Source organism: Actinomycetes bacterium (assembly GCA_022396035.1).
Lineage (GTDB): Bacteria > Actinomycetota > Humimicrobiia > Humimicrobiales > Humimicrobiaceae > Halolacustris.
This window is the reverse complement of sequence record JAIOXO010000009.1, coordinates 45,282-60,737: the sequence shown is the minus strand read 5'-3', so window position 1 is coordinate 60,737 and position 15,456 is coordinate 45,282. Positions and strand designations below refer to the sequence as shown.

Genomic DNA, 15,456 nt, shown 5'->3' with positions numbered 1-15,456 from the left:
ATATAAATTTGTCCAGGTTGTTTATTTTTTTTGGCTTAAAAAGTATAATGGTTAATCTATTAAAGAAATTCAATCATTTACTAAAGGTCATCATGAAGGATATAAAAAACATATGCGTAATAGGCCTGGGTCTTATCGGTGGTTCACTGGCTCTTTCTTTAAAAAACTTAAATAACGGTTTTCAGATTAAAGGATTTGATTCCAGTCTGGATTCCATGAATATAGCTAAATACAGAAATATAATAGATTCGGTTTCCAGCAGTATAGAGGATGCAGTAAAAGATGCTGATCTGGTAATAATAGCCACACCCATTAGTGAGATTATCAATGTTGCCGGCAGTATAAAGGATAAGCTTAAGCCAGGAGCAATACTGACCGATGTGGGAAGTGCTAAAAAAAAGATTGTGGAGCAGATGCAGAAGATACTGCCGGACAATGTGGTATTTATAGGGGGACACCCTATGGCCGGTTCCGAAAATGAAGGAGTGCTAAGTGCAACCCCGGATCTGTTCAGAAATGCTTTCTATGTGCTTACTCCCACCGATAAAACTGCCACCAAGCCATTGTTGGCCCTGCATTCGCTGTTTACCCGGATGGGCTCCAAGGTCATAACCATTTCTCCCCAGGAGCATGATAAAATTGTAGCCCTTATAAGCCATATGCCCCATGTTCTTTCAGCAAACCTGGTTGATTTTATTGATGATGAACAGAAAAAACTAAAAAACCTGTTTAAATTATGTGCAGGGGGTTTCCGGGATATGACCAGGATTGCTGCCTCAAATCCTAAAATGTGGGTTGATATAACCATGGAAAACAAGGAAGAAATAATTAATGTCATTGATGGATACATAAATTATTTGAAAAATTTTAAGACCAGCCTTTCTGAAAATAGCTCCGAATACATAAAACATCATTACCTTAAGGCCAAAGAGGCCAGAATGAACCTGCCCAAGTATGTGGAAAAGGATATCTCCAACCTTTATGAAGTAAGGATAGCCATGACAGATACCCCGGGTATATTGAGTGATATTACCCTGGCTATAAGTTCGAGCGGAATAAATATAGAAGATATTTCCATATTCCATTCTACCGAATATAGCGGCGGTGGTATATTGAAAGTACTGGTACAGGGTTCGGGTGCAGGCAATATAGCCAAGAAGGCATTGGCCCGTAAGGGATTTCAGGCAACTGTAAAAAAGGTTATCGGGGAATAAAATGGAGATCAAGGGAGCTGAAAAAATTACAGGCACTATAGAAATCCCCGGCGATAAGTCTATTTCCCATAGAAGCGCCATCCTGTCGGCCATGACCAGCCAGAAGGTAATAATAAAAAACTTCCTTTTTTCTGAAGACTGCCTGAGTACCCTGGAGGTTTTAAAAAAATTACAGATTAAGATAATAATTGAAAATCAATCCATTACCGTATACGGCAGGGGAATGGACGGGCTGAGTGAGCCCGATGATATTCTGTATGTAGGAAATTCAGGTACTACTATCAGGCTTATCAGCGGTCTGCTGGCAGCAGCGCCCTTCATGTCAGTTTTAAGTGGTGACAGCTCCATAAACCGCAGGCCCATGGATAGAATAATTGAACCCCTGCGGCAAATGGGAGCGGCCATTTATGGGCGGGATAACAATCGGTTTGCTCCCCTGGTTATACTGGGTGGCAAGAAATTGATGGCCAAGCAGTTCAATATTTCCGTGGCCAGCGCCCAGGTTAAGTCCTGCTTGCTTATAGCGGCCCTAAACTGTAAAGGGACTACCAAAATAAGCCAACCGGCGGTATCCAGAGATCATACCGAAAGAATGCTGCAGTATTTTGGCGCCGATATTAAATTTGACGGGCAATACTCTGAAATTAATTCCGGCAGCCGGATCAGGGGAAAGGATATCTTTGTACCTGGCGATATTTCTTCGGCTGCTTATTTTATAGTAGCCTGCCTCATACTGGATGATTCCCACGTAACCCTTAGAGATATCGGTATCAACCAGACCAGAAGCTATTTTCTAAAGATACTTATGGATATGGGCGCAGATATCAGGATAAAAAATAAGAGAATCCTTAATAACGAACCGGTAGCAGACATTGAAGTTTTTTCCAGCAAGCTGCAGGCCATTCCTATAGATAAGAAGAATGTTCCCAATATTATTGATGAAATACCCATACTATGCGTAGCAGTCTCAAAAGCCAGGGGCAAGACAGTTATAACCGGGGCAGGGGAGTTAAGGCATAAGGAAAGCGATAGGATTAATGCTATATACAGTCAATTTCTGAAAATGGGTGTAGATATAAGCCAGGAGCCGGATGGCCTTACCATAAAGGGAGACCCGGATTTTAGGCCTTCTTATGCACGGCTTAAAAGTTTTGGCGACCATCGAATTGCCATGTCCTGTGCCATACTTTCTCTTCTGGGTAAACAGGGGGCGGTAATTGATGATACCGGATGCATAAACACTTCTTTTCCTAATTTTTTTGATAAATTAAACAAACATAAAAGGTGAGGTTTGATGTGGACAATAATATAATAACCATTGACGGGCCTGCTGGAAGCGGAAAAAGTACGATAGCTAAACTTCTGGCCAAAGAGCTTAAGTTAAAATATATAGATACAGGAGCAATGTACAGAGCAGCCACCCTGCTGGCAATAGAAAATGGTATAGATCTAAATGACGAAGTAAACATAGTTAAGCTGCTGGAAGGAGTTGACCTTCAACTTGATAATTCTGTAGCTGATGAATTCAAATATACGTCAGTAACCATTGACGGCCGCGATGTAACTGAAGATATCAGGAGCAAGCAGGTAGGGGGAGCAGTATCAATTGTTTCCAAGCTTTCAGCAGTGAGAAGGTACCTGGTAAAACTTCAGAGGGAAACGGCTTCCCGGGGACAGGCAGTTTTAGAGGGAAGAGATACCGGAAGCGTGGTTTTTCCCCAGGCTTCATTAAAGATATTTTTGACCGCCAGCCTGGAAGAAAGGATTAAAAGAAGATTACTCCAAATATCCAAAAAGGGAGAAAAAGCGGATAAATATCATATAGAAAAAGAAATCAGGAGCAGGGATAATATTGACAGTAACCGTAAAGATAGCCCCTTGATGGTTCCCGAGGGGGGGATAACCATGGACACTACCGGCATGAGCATAAGGGAGGTTGTAGATAATATTAAGCAGCTGTACCGGGAAAGAGTAAATGTTAAGAACTAAGCATGGAAAGTTATACAGATTCTTCTATATTTTCGTTTTGTTTTTTATAAAATGGTTTTTCAGGCTTCCTTTCAGGGTAAAAAAGTGTAATTTTGAAAAGATACCACTTAACGGCAAGCTTTTAATCTGTTCAAACCATATCAGCTACATCGATCCGTTAGTAATAGGGTCAAATATAGGCAGGTACGTTTATTTTATGGCCAAAAGAGAATTATTCAGTAACCGGTTTTTGGCACGACTGGTTACCTTTTTTAATTCTTTTCCGGTTAACCGCACTTCCGGGGATACCAGCAGCATAAGAACTTCCTTAAAGATACTGGAAGACGGGCAGGCACTGGGTCTGTTTCCGGAAGGCACAAGATCGGTGGATGGTCAGGTTAAAGAGGGTAAAAGAGGGGTAGGAATGCTGGCTGTTATGTCTGATGCTCCCATAATACCGCTGGCTATAGCCGGGGCCAATAAAATTATCCAGAAACCCCATAAGAGACTTTTTTTTCCACAGATAAAAATGATTGCTGGTGATTTGATTGATGTTAAAGGCATAAAACAGGAATATGGCCGCAAACAGGCCAGTCAGGTAATAGTGGACCAGGTTATGGATTCTATTAAAAAATTACTGAAGGAAATAAATGAAGATTGAGATCGCTGATTTGGCAGGATATTGTTTTGGAGTAAAAAGGGCCCTGTCTATGGCTGAAGATACCCTTAAAAATGAACCAAGAAAAGTTTTTACTCTGGGGCAAATCATACACAATCCTATAGTGGTAGAGGAACTGGACCGGAAGGGTATCCATTCGGTAAGCAATATCGAACAGATACCTGAGGGCAGTCTGGTAGTTATAAGGTCACATGGGCTGCCTCCTTCTGCCATAAAAAAACTAAATGAAAAGGGCATTTCCACTGTAGATGCCACCTGTCCTTTTGTAAAAACAGCACAGCAGAAAGCAAAAGATTTAAGTAATCAGGGGTATTTTGTGGTGCTGGTGGGGACCAGGGATCACCCTGAAGTAACAGGCATTAAAGAACAGGTTGAATCTGATAAAATTATTGTGGCCCAGACCAAGGCAGATCTTGCGCGGATTCCTTCCAGTCGAAAAAAAATAGGGGTAATTGTCCAAACCACCCAGACCCTGGAAAAATTAAAGGAAATTGTGGATCCGCTGCTGGATTTTGCCCAGCAGCTAAAAGTGATAAATACTATATGCAATACCACCAAACGCCGTCAGCAGGAAGCCAGGAAACTTGCGGCCGGAGTTGATCTAATGCTTATAGTGGGAGGGAAAAATTCTGCAAATACCACCCATCTTGCTGATATTGCCAGGGAAGTTAATCCCAATACCAGACATATACAGAGCTACAAAGAAATTGATAAAAAGTGGCTAAAAGGGGTTAAAAAAGTAGGCTTGAGTGGAGGAGCTTCTACTCCCCATGACCATATATTAGAGGTTAAAAAATTTCTTGAGGCCTGCTAGATGGAGAAGATTAGAACCTGTAATAACCGATGCATATTCTGTTTTGTAAACCAACTTCCCCGGGGACTGCGTAAAACCCTTTATGTAAAAGATGATGATTTCCTGCTTTCCTATATGTACGGCAACTTTATAACCCTTTCCAACCTTAGTCAGGCAGATATAAAAAAAATTATTGCTTCACGGCTGGAGCCTTTATACCTGTCGGTGCATAGTCTTAACCATAAAATAAGAAAATTAATTTTTGGCACCGACAATCATTTAACCGGGCTTCAAAATTTTAAAACTCTGGGTAAAAATTCAATAGATATGCATGTCCAGGTAGTACTATGTCCCCATATAAATGATGGAAACGCTCTTATTGAAACCCTGGAGGAACTGATATCCGGTTACAGAAGTGTAAAATCTATAGGCATAGTTCCAGTAGGGCTTACCAGATTTAATCATAACCCCCGGCTTATGTCTGTGGATTACAGTTTGGCGACAGAAACCATAGGGCTGGTAGATAATTTTAACCAGCAGCATAAAAGTTACCACCGGGTTTTTCTTTCTGATGAGTTCTATATAATTGCCCGCCGGGGTTTCCCCGGGTACCGGTCATATTATGATTTCTGCCAGATAAATAACGGGGTAGGCAAGAGCAGAGAATTCATACATGCCTTTAAAAAAGAGGTAAAGGGGAAATATGGGGCCGGTATGCTGCTGGTTACCTCTGAATACGGCAGCTATGTTTACAAGCAGCTTGCCCTGGAACTGGGATATGATTCAGGTTTTAAACTGCTAACGGTAAAGAATAATTTTTTTGGTACCACCATCAAGGCTACAGGATTATTGAGCGGCAGCGATATTTTAAAGGAATTAAAAACCATTGATTTTAAAAATTATTCCCGGATAATTATATCTGATTGTATTTTTAACCAGGACGGCCTGACATTGGATGGCTATAAGAAAGAGCATATTTTGGGTATTAATGCTAAACTAATAAGTATTGAAGAAAATGCTAATAAATTAACAGGAGTATTACATAAATATGGATAAAAATATACCTAAAATTGCAGTGGTGGGTAAGCCGAATGCAGGAAAATCCACTTTAATTAATCGTATCTGCCAGACCCGGGATGCTATAATATCCCATCAACCCATGATAACCAGGGACAGGAAATACTATTCTACAGACTGGAATGGAGTAAGTTTTTATATCATGGATACCGGAGGAATTGACCCTGGGTCCAAACAAAAACTGGCCCTTCAAATATATGTACAGACCAAGCAGGCTATAGATGAAGCCAATATAATAATGTTTGTGGTAGATATAACCCAGCCAGTATCTGCCCTGGATCAGGAAATTGCCCAGATTTTAAGAAAATCCGGAAAAACAATAATTATGGTGGCCAGTAAATGGGATAATCCTCAGGGTTCATATTTTACTGAAGATTACCTGAAGTTTGGATTTGGATACCCCTTTAAGGTTTCAGCCATACAGGGGATAGGAATAGGAGATTTACTGGATGAGGCAGTGGAGGCCATACTGAAATTCTATCCGGACAGGCAAGAGGTAATATGCGAAGATAATATTCCCCGTATATCCATACTGGGCAAGCCCAATGTAGGTAAATCAACCCTGTTTAACAGCATAATAGGACAGGAAAGAGCCATAGTGGACCAGGTGGAAGGCACTACCAGGGACAGCATTGACAGCATTATTGCCATTGGCGACAGCCAGTATAAATTTATTGACACCGCCGGAATAAAGAAGAGTAAATTAAACCAGGAAGATCTGGAATATTACAGTAAACTGAGAAGTATCAGGGCTATTGAAAACTCTGATATCAGCCTGGTACTTATTGATGCTGAAAATGGTGCCAGCAAGCAGGATATTAAGATAGTTAATTCCTGTATAGAGAAGGGGGTTAGCATCTGCATTGTCATTAACAAAATTGATATTATAGATGACCAGCAGTTAAAGAAGCTTATAACTGATCTGGATAAAAAACTTGATTTTGCTTCTTATATACCTTTCCTGAAAGTCAGTGCTTTAAACAAAAAGGGAATGAAAGATATTATAGATACCATTGACCTGTTGATGGAAGAACGGCAAAGAAGGATAGCCGAGAATAAACTGATGAAGCTGTTTAAGGGCCTGGACCCTGAAAGCACCATATATTCAAAGGGTAAGAAATTCAAGATTAAGTTTATAAGACAGGTCAGGGAGGCCCCGCCGGTGTTTTTTGTTTTTTCTAATATCAATATCAATAAAAAAACTAATATAAAAAGATATATAGAAAATCATATAAGGGAAATTTTTGGTTTTATTGGAACCCCCATTATTATCAGGTCTAAACATTGAATACAGCAAACAGAGACAGGTTAAACATTTTAATTGTGGGAGCTGGAAGCTGGGGTACTACTCTCTCGGTAGTGCTGGCAGAAAAAGGTCATGATATCTGGCTATGGGTAAGAAATAAGGAAACCTTAAACCAGATATTAAAGGAAGGTAAAAATTCCCGGTATGCCCCCGACCTCCAGCTGCCCTCCAATGTAACTGCTTTTCATGATATTGACAACTTTAAACAGACTATAGATGTGGTAATTTTTGCAGTGCCCTCACATGCTCTCAGATCTTCTGTAAAGCTGTTCTATGATTGCCTGGACCGGCAGAGAAATTTAAGGGCAGTGGTAAATGTGGCTAAAGGTTTTGAGCTGGATACCAATCTGAGGTTGTCGGAAGTAATGGGCCAGACTCTTCCGGTTAGATTAAAATCAGCTATTGCCTGCCTGTCCGGACCGAATATATCTTCAGAAATTGCAAAGAAACTTCCCAGCGTATCTACCCTTGCTTCACCCAACCAAAAACTTACCGGCTGGCTGCAGTCAAAGTTTTCAACAGATTATTTCAGGATATATACCAACCAGGACCTTATCGGGGTGGAAATAGGGGCTGCGGTTAAAAACATTATTGCCATTTCCGCCGGCATTTCAGACGGACTGGGATATGGTACCAATACCAAGGCCGCCCTGGTTACCCGGGGTCTTTATGAGATTACCAGGTTTGGGATAAAAATGGGTGCCAGGGCTCTTACTTTTTCTGGAATTTCCGGGATGGGTGACCTTATTACCACCTGTTTTAACTCCAGCAGCAGGAATAGGCTGTTGGGACAAAAAATAGCAGAGGGAAATAAACCCGATCTGGTACGAAAGCAGATGTATATGGTTGCCGAGGGCTATAACACTGCCAAAGTTGTGTACCGGTTATCCAGGCAGATGAAAATAGATGTTCCCATAACTCTCTGTATTTATAATATACTCTACCGGGGTGCTGACCCCAAAGACAGCGTTTTTAGTTTGATGAATAGAAAGTTTAAACCTGAAATTGAGCAGTTTTAAAATTTGGTTTTACTTTACTATTAAACTTATATATTCTAGAATAATTATAAATTTTCGGGACGTGGCGCAGTTTGGCTAGCGCACCAGTATGGGGTACTGGGGGTCGGAGGTTCAAATCCTCTCGTCCCGACCATTTATTTAAGCATAATTTTAAGGGAGCTCATGAACAGTAGCATAAAATTTGGCACCGACGGTTGGAGATCGGTTATTGCTCAGGATTTCACTTTCGATAATGTAGGCCTGGTAACCAGGGCAATCTGCAGGCATCTAAAAAGTCAAAATTCCGGACATAAAGGGATATTTATAGGCTATGACAATCGATTTTTATCTGAAGATTTCGCCCAAAAAGCTGCCGGTATAATTGCTGATGAAGGTATAAAAGTTTTTTTATCTTCTGAATCAGTGCCCACACCGGTGACTGCCTTTATGGTCAGACAGCTGGATTTGGACGGAGCTTTAATGTTTACTGCTAGCCACAACCCTCCCCGATATAATGGAATAAAATTTATCCCTCATTATGCCGGACCGGCTGATGAACAGATCACCGGGAGTATTGAGAAGCATATAGGCCAGCTGGACAATGGTGCCGAAAGCTTAAACCACCGGGACAGGGCAGAATTAGTAACTGTCAGCGACTTTCACTCCTATGTGGATAAGTTGCTGGAACTGGTTGACACTGACCTTATTTTAGAATATAAGCCCGCAGTGGCAGCAGATACCATGTACGGGTCCGGCAGCAGGCTGCTTCCGGAAATACTCAACCAGCATTTGGAGCTTAATGCAACGGTTATAAACAACTTCAGGGATCCCTTGTTCGGCGGCAAGCTTCCTGAACCTTCCAAAAGTAACCTGACCCGGCTATATGAAATTGTTAAAAAAGAAAATCTGGATATAGGGATAGCCCTGGATGGTGACGCCGACCGGTTTGGAGTAATAGACGCCAGGGGAGAATATATAAGCCCCAATAATGTAATTTCCATTATTCTTTTTTACTTAACTGAAACTGGAAAATTCGACCAGGAAGACATGGCAGTAAGAACAGTTGCTACCACTCATCTAATAGACGAAATCTGCAAAAAGAAGGGCCTGAAGGTAAAAGAGACCCCGGTGGGATTTAAACACATAGGAAAAGCTATGCTGGAGGAACAGGTATTAATAGGCGGGGAAGAAAGCGGCGGTTTAAGCATCAAGGGCCATATACCGGAAAAAGACGGTTTACTGGCAAATTTACTGCTGCTGGAGATACAGTCTTTTCTGAAGAAAAATAGAAAAGGCCCCTATCTTTCTGATTATCTTAATGAAATTTATAATCAGTTTGGCACTTTTTACAACCTGAGACTGGATCTGGAAATCCCACAGAACAAGAAATCTGATATCATTAAATTCTTCAGGAGCTTAAAAGATGCCGATATAGGTGATAACCGGGTTACCGAAATTAACACCTTAGACGGGGTTAAACTTATTCTAAAAAAATACAAGGGGTGGCTGCTTATAAGGCCTTCGGGGACTGAACCCCTCATACGATGCTATATTGAAACAACCGACCAGAATGACTTTAATTTAATTAAAAATTTTGTAGAAAAAAAGATTAATAATCTAATAAAATAAATTATAGTTTCCGGGCAAAATAATATATAATATATAATAAACATAACCAGATATTATCTATCATGGACAAGGATATAAATAATACAGAATCAATAAGGGAACAGCAGGTTGATCTTTCTGATGAAATAAAGGCCAGAATTATTGAGGACCTGAAAGAAGTGCCCAAGGGCAGAAATGGTTTTCTGGTAATAAAAGGCCCCAATATTGGAGAGAAGTTCTTTATAAATAAAGACTCAATATCCGTAGGCAGAAGTCCTGAATCTGATATATTTTTGGACGATATTACGGTTTCCAGGCAGCATGCCTTTATCAACAGCCAAAAGGAAGGTTTGGCCCTAGAAGATGCCGGCAGCCTTAATGGAAGCTATGTTAACGGTGAAAGGGTGGATAGCTGCTTATTGAAAAGCGGCGACAGGGTTCAAATAGGTAAATACATATTTTTATATTTTACAACCTAAACAATAGGATATGGAAGATAATAAAAAATACTTAACCATTGGCGAGCTGGTAGAAAAATTGAAGGAGGTATATCCGGATATAAGTTCCAGTAAACTGCGGTTTTTGGAATCCAGGGGCCTTATTAATCCCGACAGGGCCGAAAATAAGTACCGGATTTATTCTGCCCTGGATATAAAGAAGATTAACTTTATACTTAAGATGCAAAAAGAATATTATATGCCTCTTGATGTAGTTAAAGAAAAAATTGAAACTGTAGATTTCTCCACCCAGAATGATGAAAACAAGCTGCTAAAGGATATGCAGCTTAAGCTGGGAGAACAATATGAGGAAGCAGAACCCAAATCCCTTACACTGGGAGAAGCTGCCGACAGATACAGTATCAGCGCTTCTTACATAAATGAGCTGGTGGAAGACAATATAATAGAAACTCAAAAAGAAGGGGAACGGGATATGATATCCAGCGATGACCTGGATGTTATAAAAATCGCTGCCCAGCTTGAAAAATATGGAATACATATCAAACACCTTAAAATGTTTGACAATTTTGCCAACAGGCATTCATCTTTCATTCAGCAAATAGTGCTGCCCCTGTTTTTATCTTCCAGTAAAGAATCACATAAAAATGGCCAGAAGATCATGGGCCAGCTGGATTCACATCTTAATAATTTTTATAGCTTACTGGTAAAAAGAAAAAACCGTAAATTTTTGGAACAGCATAAATGATAGGCTACAGGGTACTGCTTAAAAAATTCATTACCAGCCTCTTTTTAGTATTTGTGGTATTGTTTCTTTCTTTTTTATTCTACGGTCAGCTGTATGGGGAACCAGGCCCGGAGATCACCGCAGAATCAGCGCTGGTAATGGAAGCTGAAACCGGGAAAATACTATGGGAGAAGAATAGCTACCGCAGGATGTATCCTGCCAGTACCACCAAGATGTTAACCGCCATAATTGCTATTGAAACAGTAGGCGATCTCAGCCAGGTTGCAGAGATAAGTGAAAATGCCGATGGCAGAAATCATTCTGCTTTCACTTTCAAAAGAGGGGATAAGGTAAGCGTATTGGATCTACTAAAGGCTGCTTTAATCTGTTCCCATAACAACGCTACCATTGCCCTGGCAGAGCACATATCCGGAAGCGAAGAAGAATTTGTAAAAGTCATGAATAAAAAGGCAAAGGAAATAGGCGCCAACAATACTTATTTCCAGAATACCAATGGCCTTGATTCAGTATATCCTTTACATATGTCTACTGCCAAAGACCTGGCGGTTATAGCCAAATACTGCCTGAATAATCCTTTGTTTTCCCAAATAGTGGATACCGACCAGGATACCATAACTGTCAGCGGCAGAGAAATTGAAATAAAAAATACTAATGATCTTCTTCAATTTGATTATATCAAGGGGATTAAAACCGGTTTCACTGCCCGGGCAGGATTCTGTATAGTAACTTATTCGGATTCCGACAGGCTTGACCTTATTACCGTAATCCTGAACAGCACCAGGGAGAGCAGGGAAGAGGATGCAATTTCTTTAATTGAATATGTAAACCAAAATTATAATTTTGAACAGATAGTTGACCACAAACTCAAAATTGATACAGTCAGTGCAGGAGGTCTTAGCCAGGCCAATATAGATGTTTACCCTTCACAGGATTATCATGAATTTATAAACACTGCCGAGGATAAAGTAGATTTTCAATACAGCATTGAAGAACAAATTGAACTTCCAGTACAAAAGAATCAGGATCTGGGAAGGCTTTCTGTCTATATAAATGACCAGATGGTGAGGGAAGTTTCTCTTGTAAGCAATGAATCAGTGGAAAAACCGGTAGTAGAGCAAAATCTTAATCCTGCCAATCAGCAGCGTGATAAAAAGATAATGATTTTTGCACTTGGGTTTTACTTTTTTATATTTATATTTATAATAATTAAGAATTTATTTTTTAAGACCAAATTTTATGTTTAATAAATTGGAGGTAAAAAATTGCGTTCATTTACTAAAAATATCTTTATCAAATTGATAATAGTTTCTATGGCTTTGGCCATGGCTTTAACTTTTAGCATATATGGCTGTTCAGGACAGGAACCAGTAGAGCAGCAGCCCCAGGATGAGCAGCCTGCAGAGGAGGAATCATCCGGAGATAAGCAGCCTGCAGAAGGCCAGGAAGAACAGGAGCAAGAGGAAGGCACTGAAGGGGGCTTGCATCAAAAAATAATTACCGGCAATATAAATATATTATCCGGACTGGAGATTTCGGAACAGATAAATGACAGCAGACCAATAGCAGTAATGATTGAAAATAGCCCTGATTCCAGGCCTCAATCCGGACTGAGTTTGGCTGATGTTGTGTTTGAGATTGTGGATGAGGGAGGAGTTACCAGATATGTGGCCATCTATTCATCCTATGATGCCGAAAAGCTGGGTCCAGTTCGAAGCGCCCGGCAGTACTATGGTGAAGTAGCCCGAAGCTTTGATCCCATCTATGCATTCTGGGGTACCTACCCTGAAGGATATAAGCTGATAGAAAATATGGGAATGGATGTATTAAGCGTTTTGGGCGATCAGAGCGGCAATAGTTCTATTACCGCCCAGGCATCCCACTGGAGAGATGACAGCAGGGTTGCCCCCCATAATGGCTATATGTCAACTTTGCAATTAAAAGAAGATGCCCAGAGACTGGGTTATGCTGTGGATGGCGGCCAGTCTCCATTTATGTTCAAGCTGGATGCACCGCTTTCCGAAAGGGGCACTATAGACCAGGTAACTGTAGATTTTTCATACGAGCAGTATAAGGCGGTATATGAATATGACAGCGAAAACAATAATTACCTTAAGTATGTGGGCAATGCTGCCCATATGGATCGTGAAACAGGCGAACAGATAGTTGCCAGCAACATAGTGGTAATGATAACCGATATCGCTAATTCCGGTGATGATGCCGGCCATATGATAGTAAGAACCACTAATGGGGGTAAAGCCTTTTTCTTTATGGACGGCGAGGTTATTGAGGGAACCTGGGACAGGAAAAGTGTTTCCGAGCCTTTTGATTTTAAAGATGACCAGGGAAATGATATACTGTTTAACAGAGGAACTACCTGGATTTCCATGGTGGAAAGCGTTGACAGAGTAATCTATTAATTAAATTGGAATTACAGCACTTAAAAGTTAAACCCGGTATTGAAGATGTTATAGGAAAAGTAGTGTTTTCCAGTTCAACCATCCAGAATAGGATTGCTGAAATGGGCCGGGAAATTACCCGTGACTATGCTGACAAAAATTTGCTGGTAATAAGCATACTCCGTGGAGGGGTTATCTTTTTAATCGATCTTATCCGGCATATCAATCTCCCTTTGAGCATCGATTTTATGGGTATATCTACTTATGGCATATCCGATACTGGCGGGGGAGTAGTCAGGATAACCAAAGACCTTGAAGAATCCATAGAAGACAAAGATGTTCTTATTGCTGAAGATATTATAGATACTGGACTTACCATCAGCTACCTTCTAAGAAATTTGGAATCCCGGTTTCCCAAAAGCATAGAAATATGCACCCTGCTGGATAGGGATATAAGAAGAATGGCGGATATAAATATTAAATATAAGGGCTTTAGTATAGGGGAAAAGTATATAGTTGGCTATGGTCTGGACTATAAGCAAAAATTCAGGAATCTCGATTCCATTTATGAGTTAAATATAAATACAGTAAAGAAAGATATTGAATCATTAAATGGAGACTCCAGACCTTAATCCCGTACCATACCCGGTATTATAATAAGGGTTTAAGTGTTATAATAATAACAAATAATTGTGACCCAAGTTTATGCAGGAAAAAAATCAAAAACTAATAAAAATGTCTCTGGAGGGAGTAAGAATAGAGCTTCCCTCCCAGAAGCCTATAATACTTTTAAAAGAGGATAAGGGGAACCGCTATCTTCCTATATGGATTGGAGCATTTGAGGCAACGGCTATAGCTCTGGAGATGTCCAGCATTAAAACCCCCAGGCCCATGACCCATGATTTGATAAAAAATATACTGGATAAAATAGCCTGCAAGATTACCAAAATAGAAATCTGTGATATTAAAGAGAACACTTTTTACGCAGTGATTAATATGGAAAATCAAACCTATGGTAAACTTAAAATTGATTCCAGGCCTTCAGATGCCATAGCATTGGCGGTCAGAAGCAAATGTGATATTTATGCCGCTGACCATATAATTCAATCAGCTGGGCTGGAAATACAAACCATAGAGGATGAAGTGGCACAGTTCAAGGATTTCTTAGAGCATGTAACCCCTGACGATTTTAAGCAAGAAGAGTGATGGAAGGAAACCGGCCAGAAGTAAAAAACAATATCAATAAAGCAAATAGTCCCGACTCAGAATTTATTAATGCAGAAAAAATAAAGTTTGCCCATGAAAGCGAAAAGGAGTTTGCCAGGATATTAGATTTTTATAGAATAAAATGGGAGTATGAACCTAAAACATTTCCCTTAAGCTGGGAGGAGGAAGGCAATATACTGGAGAGCTTCACGCCTGATTTTTATCTGACTGATCATGATTTGTTTATAGAGCTAACCACCATGAACCAGAAACTGGTTACTAAAAAGAATAGAAAAATTAAGATGATAAAAAAACTCTATCCTGAGATTAATATAAAGCTGTTTTACAAAAGAGATTTTCACAGTTTAATATTTAAATATATAAACAAGTAATAAATATGGCTAAAACTACACAGGGCGGCCTTATGGGGGATATAAGGCGCCTGTTTAGTAAATATGGAACAATCAAGGGCAAACCTACTATCTGGGGAGCTATAAGGATCCTACTGGTAAAACCAGGGGTTCAAGCATTAATCTTTTATCGTTTTTATCACTGGCTTTACCGTATCAGGCTGGCCCTTATAGCTGAAATATGCAGCAGGTTTAATTACTGGTTAACTGGCGCTGAAATTGACCCAGGTGCCGAAATTGGGTCTGGCTGCAGGATATGGCACCCTTCTGGGGTAGTCATCGGCAGGGGAGTGCGTCTGGGGGACAATGTGAGTATCTTTTCCAATGTAGTGTTGGGAGGCTTGGGCCATTCAATATTTCATCACGGGGAACCAGGCTATCCGGTAATAGAAGATAATGTAATATTGTATACCGGAGTAACCGCCCTGGGGCCGGTTACCATAGGCCAGAATACAACTATCGGAGCACATTCTCTAATCCTGGATTCCATACCTGCCAACAGTCTGGCATTTGGCAATCCGGCCACTGTAAAAAAATCTTTATAACATTATTGATTTCCAATGTTTTTTCTAATATTATGTAAACGTTAACATATTTT

The 15,456-nt window shown here is 40.2% G+C and carries 17 protein-coding genes and 1 tRNA gene; all 18 read left to right on the top strand.

Annotated elements, in window-relative coordinates; genetic code table 11:
• Nucleotides 1-1,214: prephenate dehydrogenase (locus K9H14_04510; protein MCG9479454.1), on the top strand; the 1,214-nt coding region annotated here is incomplete at its 5' end.
• 1 nt (nucleotide 1,215) lies between these two features.
• Complete coding sequence (gene aroA, locus K9H14_04505; GenBank protein MCG9479453.1) at nucleotides 1,216-2,502, top strand: 3-phosphoshikimate 1-carboxyvinyltransferase; 1,287 nt, start codon at nucleotides 1,216-1,218, stop codon at nucleotides 2,500-2,502.
• 8 nt (nucleotides 2,503-2,510) lie between these two features.
• A complete protein-coding gene (gene cmk / locus K9H14_04500; GenBank protein ID MCG9479452.1) occupies nucleotides 2,511-3,203 on the top strand; it encodes a (d)CMP kinase in 693 nt (230 codons plus the stop codon).
• Complete coding sequence (locus K9H14_04495; GenBank protein ID MCG9479451.1) at nucleotides 3,190-3,843, top strand: 1-acyl-sn-glycerol-3-phosphate acyltransferase; 654 nt, start codon at nucleotides 3,190-3,192, stop codon at nucleotides 3,841-3,843. The genes cmk and K9H14_04495 overlap by 14 nt, the downstream gene beginning before the upstream one ends.
• Entirely contained in the window at nucleotides 3,833-4,675 is an 843-nt protein-coding gene (gene ispH, locus K9H14_04490) for a 4-hydroxy-3-methylbut-2-enyl diphosphate reductase (protein MCG9479450.1), read from the top strand. The genes K9H14_04495 and ispH overlap by 11 nt, the downstream gene beginning before the upstream one ends.
• A complete protein-coding gene (locus K9H14_04485) occupies nucleotides 4,676-5,710 on the top strand; it encodes a DUF512 domain-containing protein (GenBank protein ID MCG9479449.1) in 1,035 nt (344 codons plus the stop codon).
• Nucleotides 5,703-7,019, top strand: a complete 1,317-nt coding sequence (der, locus tag K9H14_04480) for a ribosome biogenesis GTPase Der (GenBank protein MCG9479448.1) — start codon at nucleotides 5,703-5,705, stop codon at nucleotides 7,017-7,019. The genes K9H14_04485 and der overlap by 8 nt, the downstream gene beginning before the upstream one ends.
• Nucleotides 7,016-8,056 carry an NAD(P)-dependent glycerol-3-phosphate dehydrogenase gene (locus K9H14_04475; protein ID MCG9479447.1) on the top strand — a complete coding sequence of 347 codons (1,041 nt, stop codon included), beginning with the start codon at nucleotides 7,016-7,018 and terminating at the stop codon, nucleotides 8,054-8,056. Before der ends, K9H14_04475 begins: the two co-directional genes overlap by 4 nt.
• Nucleotides 8,057-8,111: 55 nt before the next feature.
• A tRNA-Pro gene (locus K9H14_04470) sits at nucleotides 8,112-8,189 on the top strand.
• Between the two features lie 29 nt (nucleotides 8,190-8,218).
• The gene (locus tag K9H14_04465; GenBank protein MCG9479446.1) at nucleotides 8,219-9,664 is read left to right on the top strand and encodes a phosphoglucomutase/phosphomannomutase family protein; all 1,446 of its coding nucleotides are present in this window, start codon (nucleotides 8,219-8,221) and stop codon (nucleotides 9,662-9,664) included.
• 62 nt (nucleotides 9,665-9,726) lie between these two features.
• Nucleotides 9,727-10,122 carry an FHA domain-containing protein gene (locus K9H14_04460; GenBank protein ID MCG9479445.1) on the top strand — a complete coding sequence of 132 codons (396 nt, stop codon included), beginning with the start codon at nucleotides 9,727-9,729 and terminating at the stop codon, nucleotides 10,120-10,122.
• A gap of 10 nt (nucleotides 10,123-10,132) precedes the next feature.
• The gene (locus K9H14_04455; protein ID MCG9479444.1) at nucleotides 10,133-10,846 is read left to right on the top strand and encodes a MerR family DNA-binding transcriptional regulator; all 714 of its coding nucleotides are present in this window, start codon (nucleotides 10,133-10,135) and stop codon (nucleotides 10,844-10,846) included.
• The gene (locus tag K9H14_04450) at nucleotides 10,843-12,090 is read left to right on the top strand and encodes a D-alanyl-D-alanine carboxypeptidase (GenBank protein MCG9479443.1); all 1,248 of its coding nucleotides are present in this window, start codon (nucleotides 10,843-10,845) and stop codon (nucleotides 12,088-12,090) included. The genes K9H14_04455 and K9H14_04450 overlap by 4 nt, the downstream gene beginning before the upstream one ends.
• Nucleotides 12,091-12,108: 18 nt before the next feature.
• A complete protein-coding gene (locus tag K9H14_04445) occupies nucleotides 12,109-13,263 on the top strand; it encodes a DUF3048 domain-containing protein (GenBank protein ID MCG9479442.1) in 1,155 nt (384 codons plus the stop codon).
• Nucleotides 13,264-13,301: 38 nt separating this feature from the next.
• Nucleotides 13,302-13,874, top strand: a complete 573-nt coding sequence (gene hpt, locus K9H14_04440) for a hypoxanthine phosphoribosyltransferase (GenBank protein ID MCG9479441.1) — start codon at nucleotides 13,302-13,304, stop codon at nucleotides 13,872-13,874.
• A gap of 73 nt (nucleotides 13,875-13,947) precedes the next feature.
• A complete protein-coding gene (locus K9H14_04435) occupies nucleotides 13,948-14,448 on the top strand; it encodes a bifunctional nuclease family protein (GenBank protein ID MCG9479440.1) in 501 nt (166 codons plus the stop codon).
• On the top strand, nucleotides 14,445-14,840 hold the full coding sequence (locus K9H14_04430) for a hypothetical protein (protein MCG9479439.1): 396 nt from the start codon (nucleotides 14,445-14,447) through the stop codon (nucleotides 14,838-14,840). The genes K9H14_04435 and K9H14_04430 overlap by 4 nt, the downstream gene beginning before the upstream one ends.
• A 5-nt stretch (nucleotides 14,841-14,845) precedes the next feature.
• On the top strand, nucleotides 14,846-15,403 hold the full coding sequence (locus K9H14_04425) for a serine O-acetyltransferase (GenBank protein ID MCG9479438.1): 558 nt from the start codon (nucleotides 14,846-14,848) through the stop codon (nucleotides 15,401-15,403).
• The last annotated feature ends 53 nt before the right edge of the window (nucleotides 15,404-15,456 follow it).

Excerpts from the sequence above, each read along its gene's own strand:
- aroA (MCG9479453.1), top strand. The coding sequence starts at position 1,216 with ATGGAGATCAAGGGAGCTGAAAAAATTACAGGCACTATAGAAATCCCC.
- K9H14_04450 (MCG9479443.1), top strand. The coding sequence starts at position 10,843 with ATGATAGGCTACAGGGTACTGCTTAAAAAATTCATTACCAGCCTCTTT.
- K9H14_04425 (MCG9479438.1), top strand. The coding sequence starts at position 14,846 with ATGGCTAAAACTACACAGGGCGGCCTTATGGGGGATATAAGGCGCCTG.
- K9H14_04460 (MCG9479445.1), top strand. The coding sequence starts at position 9,727 with ATGGACAAGGATATAAATAATACAGAATCAATAAGGGAACAGCAGGTT.
- der (MCG9479448.1), top strand. The coding sequence starts at position 5,703 with ATGGATAAAAATATACCTAAAATTGCAGTGGTGGGTAAGCCGAATGCA.
- ispH (MCG9479450.1), top strand. The coding sequence starts at position 3,833 with ATGAAGATTGAGATCGCTGATTTGGCAGGATATTGTTTTGGAGTAAAA.
- K9H14_04485 (MCG9479449.1), top strand. The coding sequence starts at position 4,676 with ATGGAGAAGATTAGAACCTGTAATAACCGATGCATATTCTGTTTTGTA.
- K9H14_04455 (MCG9479444.1), top strand. The coding sequence starts at position 10,133 with ATGGAAGATAATAAAAAATACTTAACCATTGGCGAGCTGGTAGAAAAA.
- K9H14_04495 (MCG9479451.1), top strand. The coding sequence starts at position 3,190 with ATGTTAAGAACTAAGCATGGAAAGTTATACAGATTCTTCTATATTTTC.
- K9H14_04465 (MCG9479446.1), top strand. The coding sequence starts at position 8,219 with ATGAACAGTAGCATAAAATTTGGCACCGACGGTTGGAGATCGGTTATT.
- K9H14_04435 (MCG9479440.1), top strand. The coding sequence starts at position 13,948 with ATGCAGGAAAAAAATCAAAAACTAATAAAAATGTCTCTGGAGGGAGTA.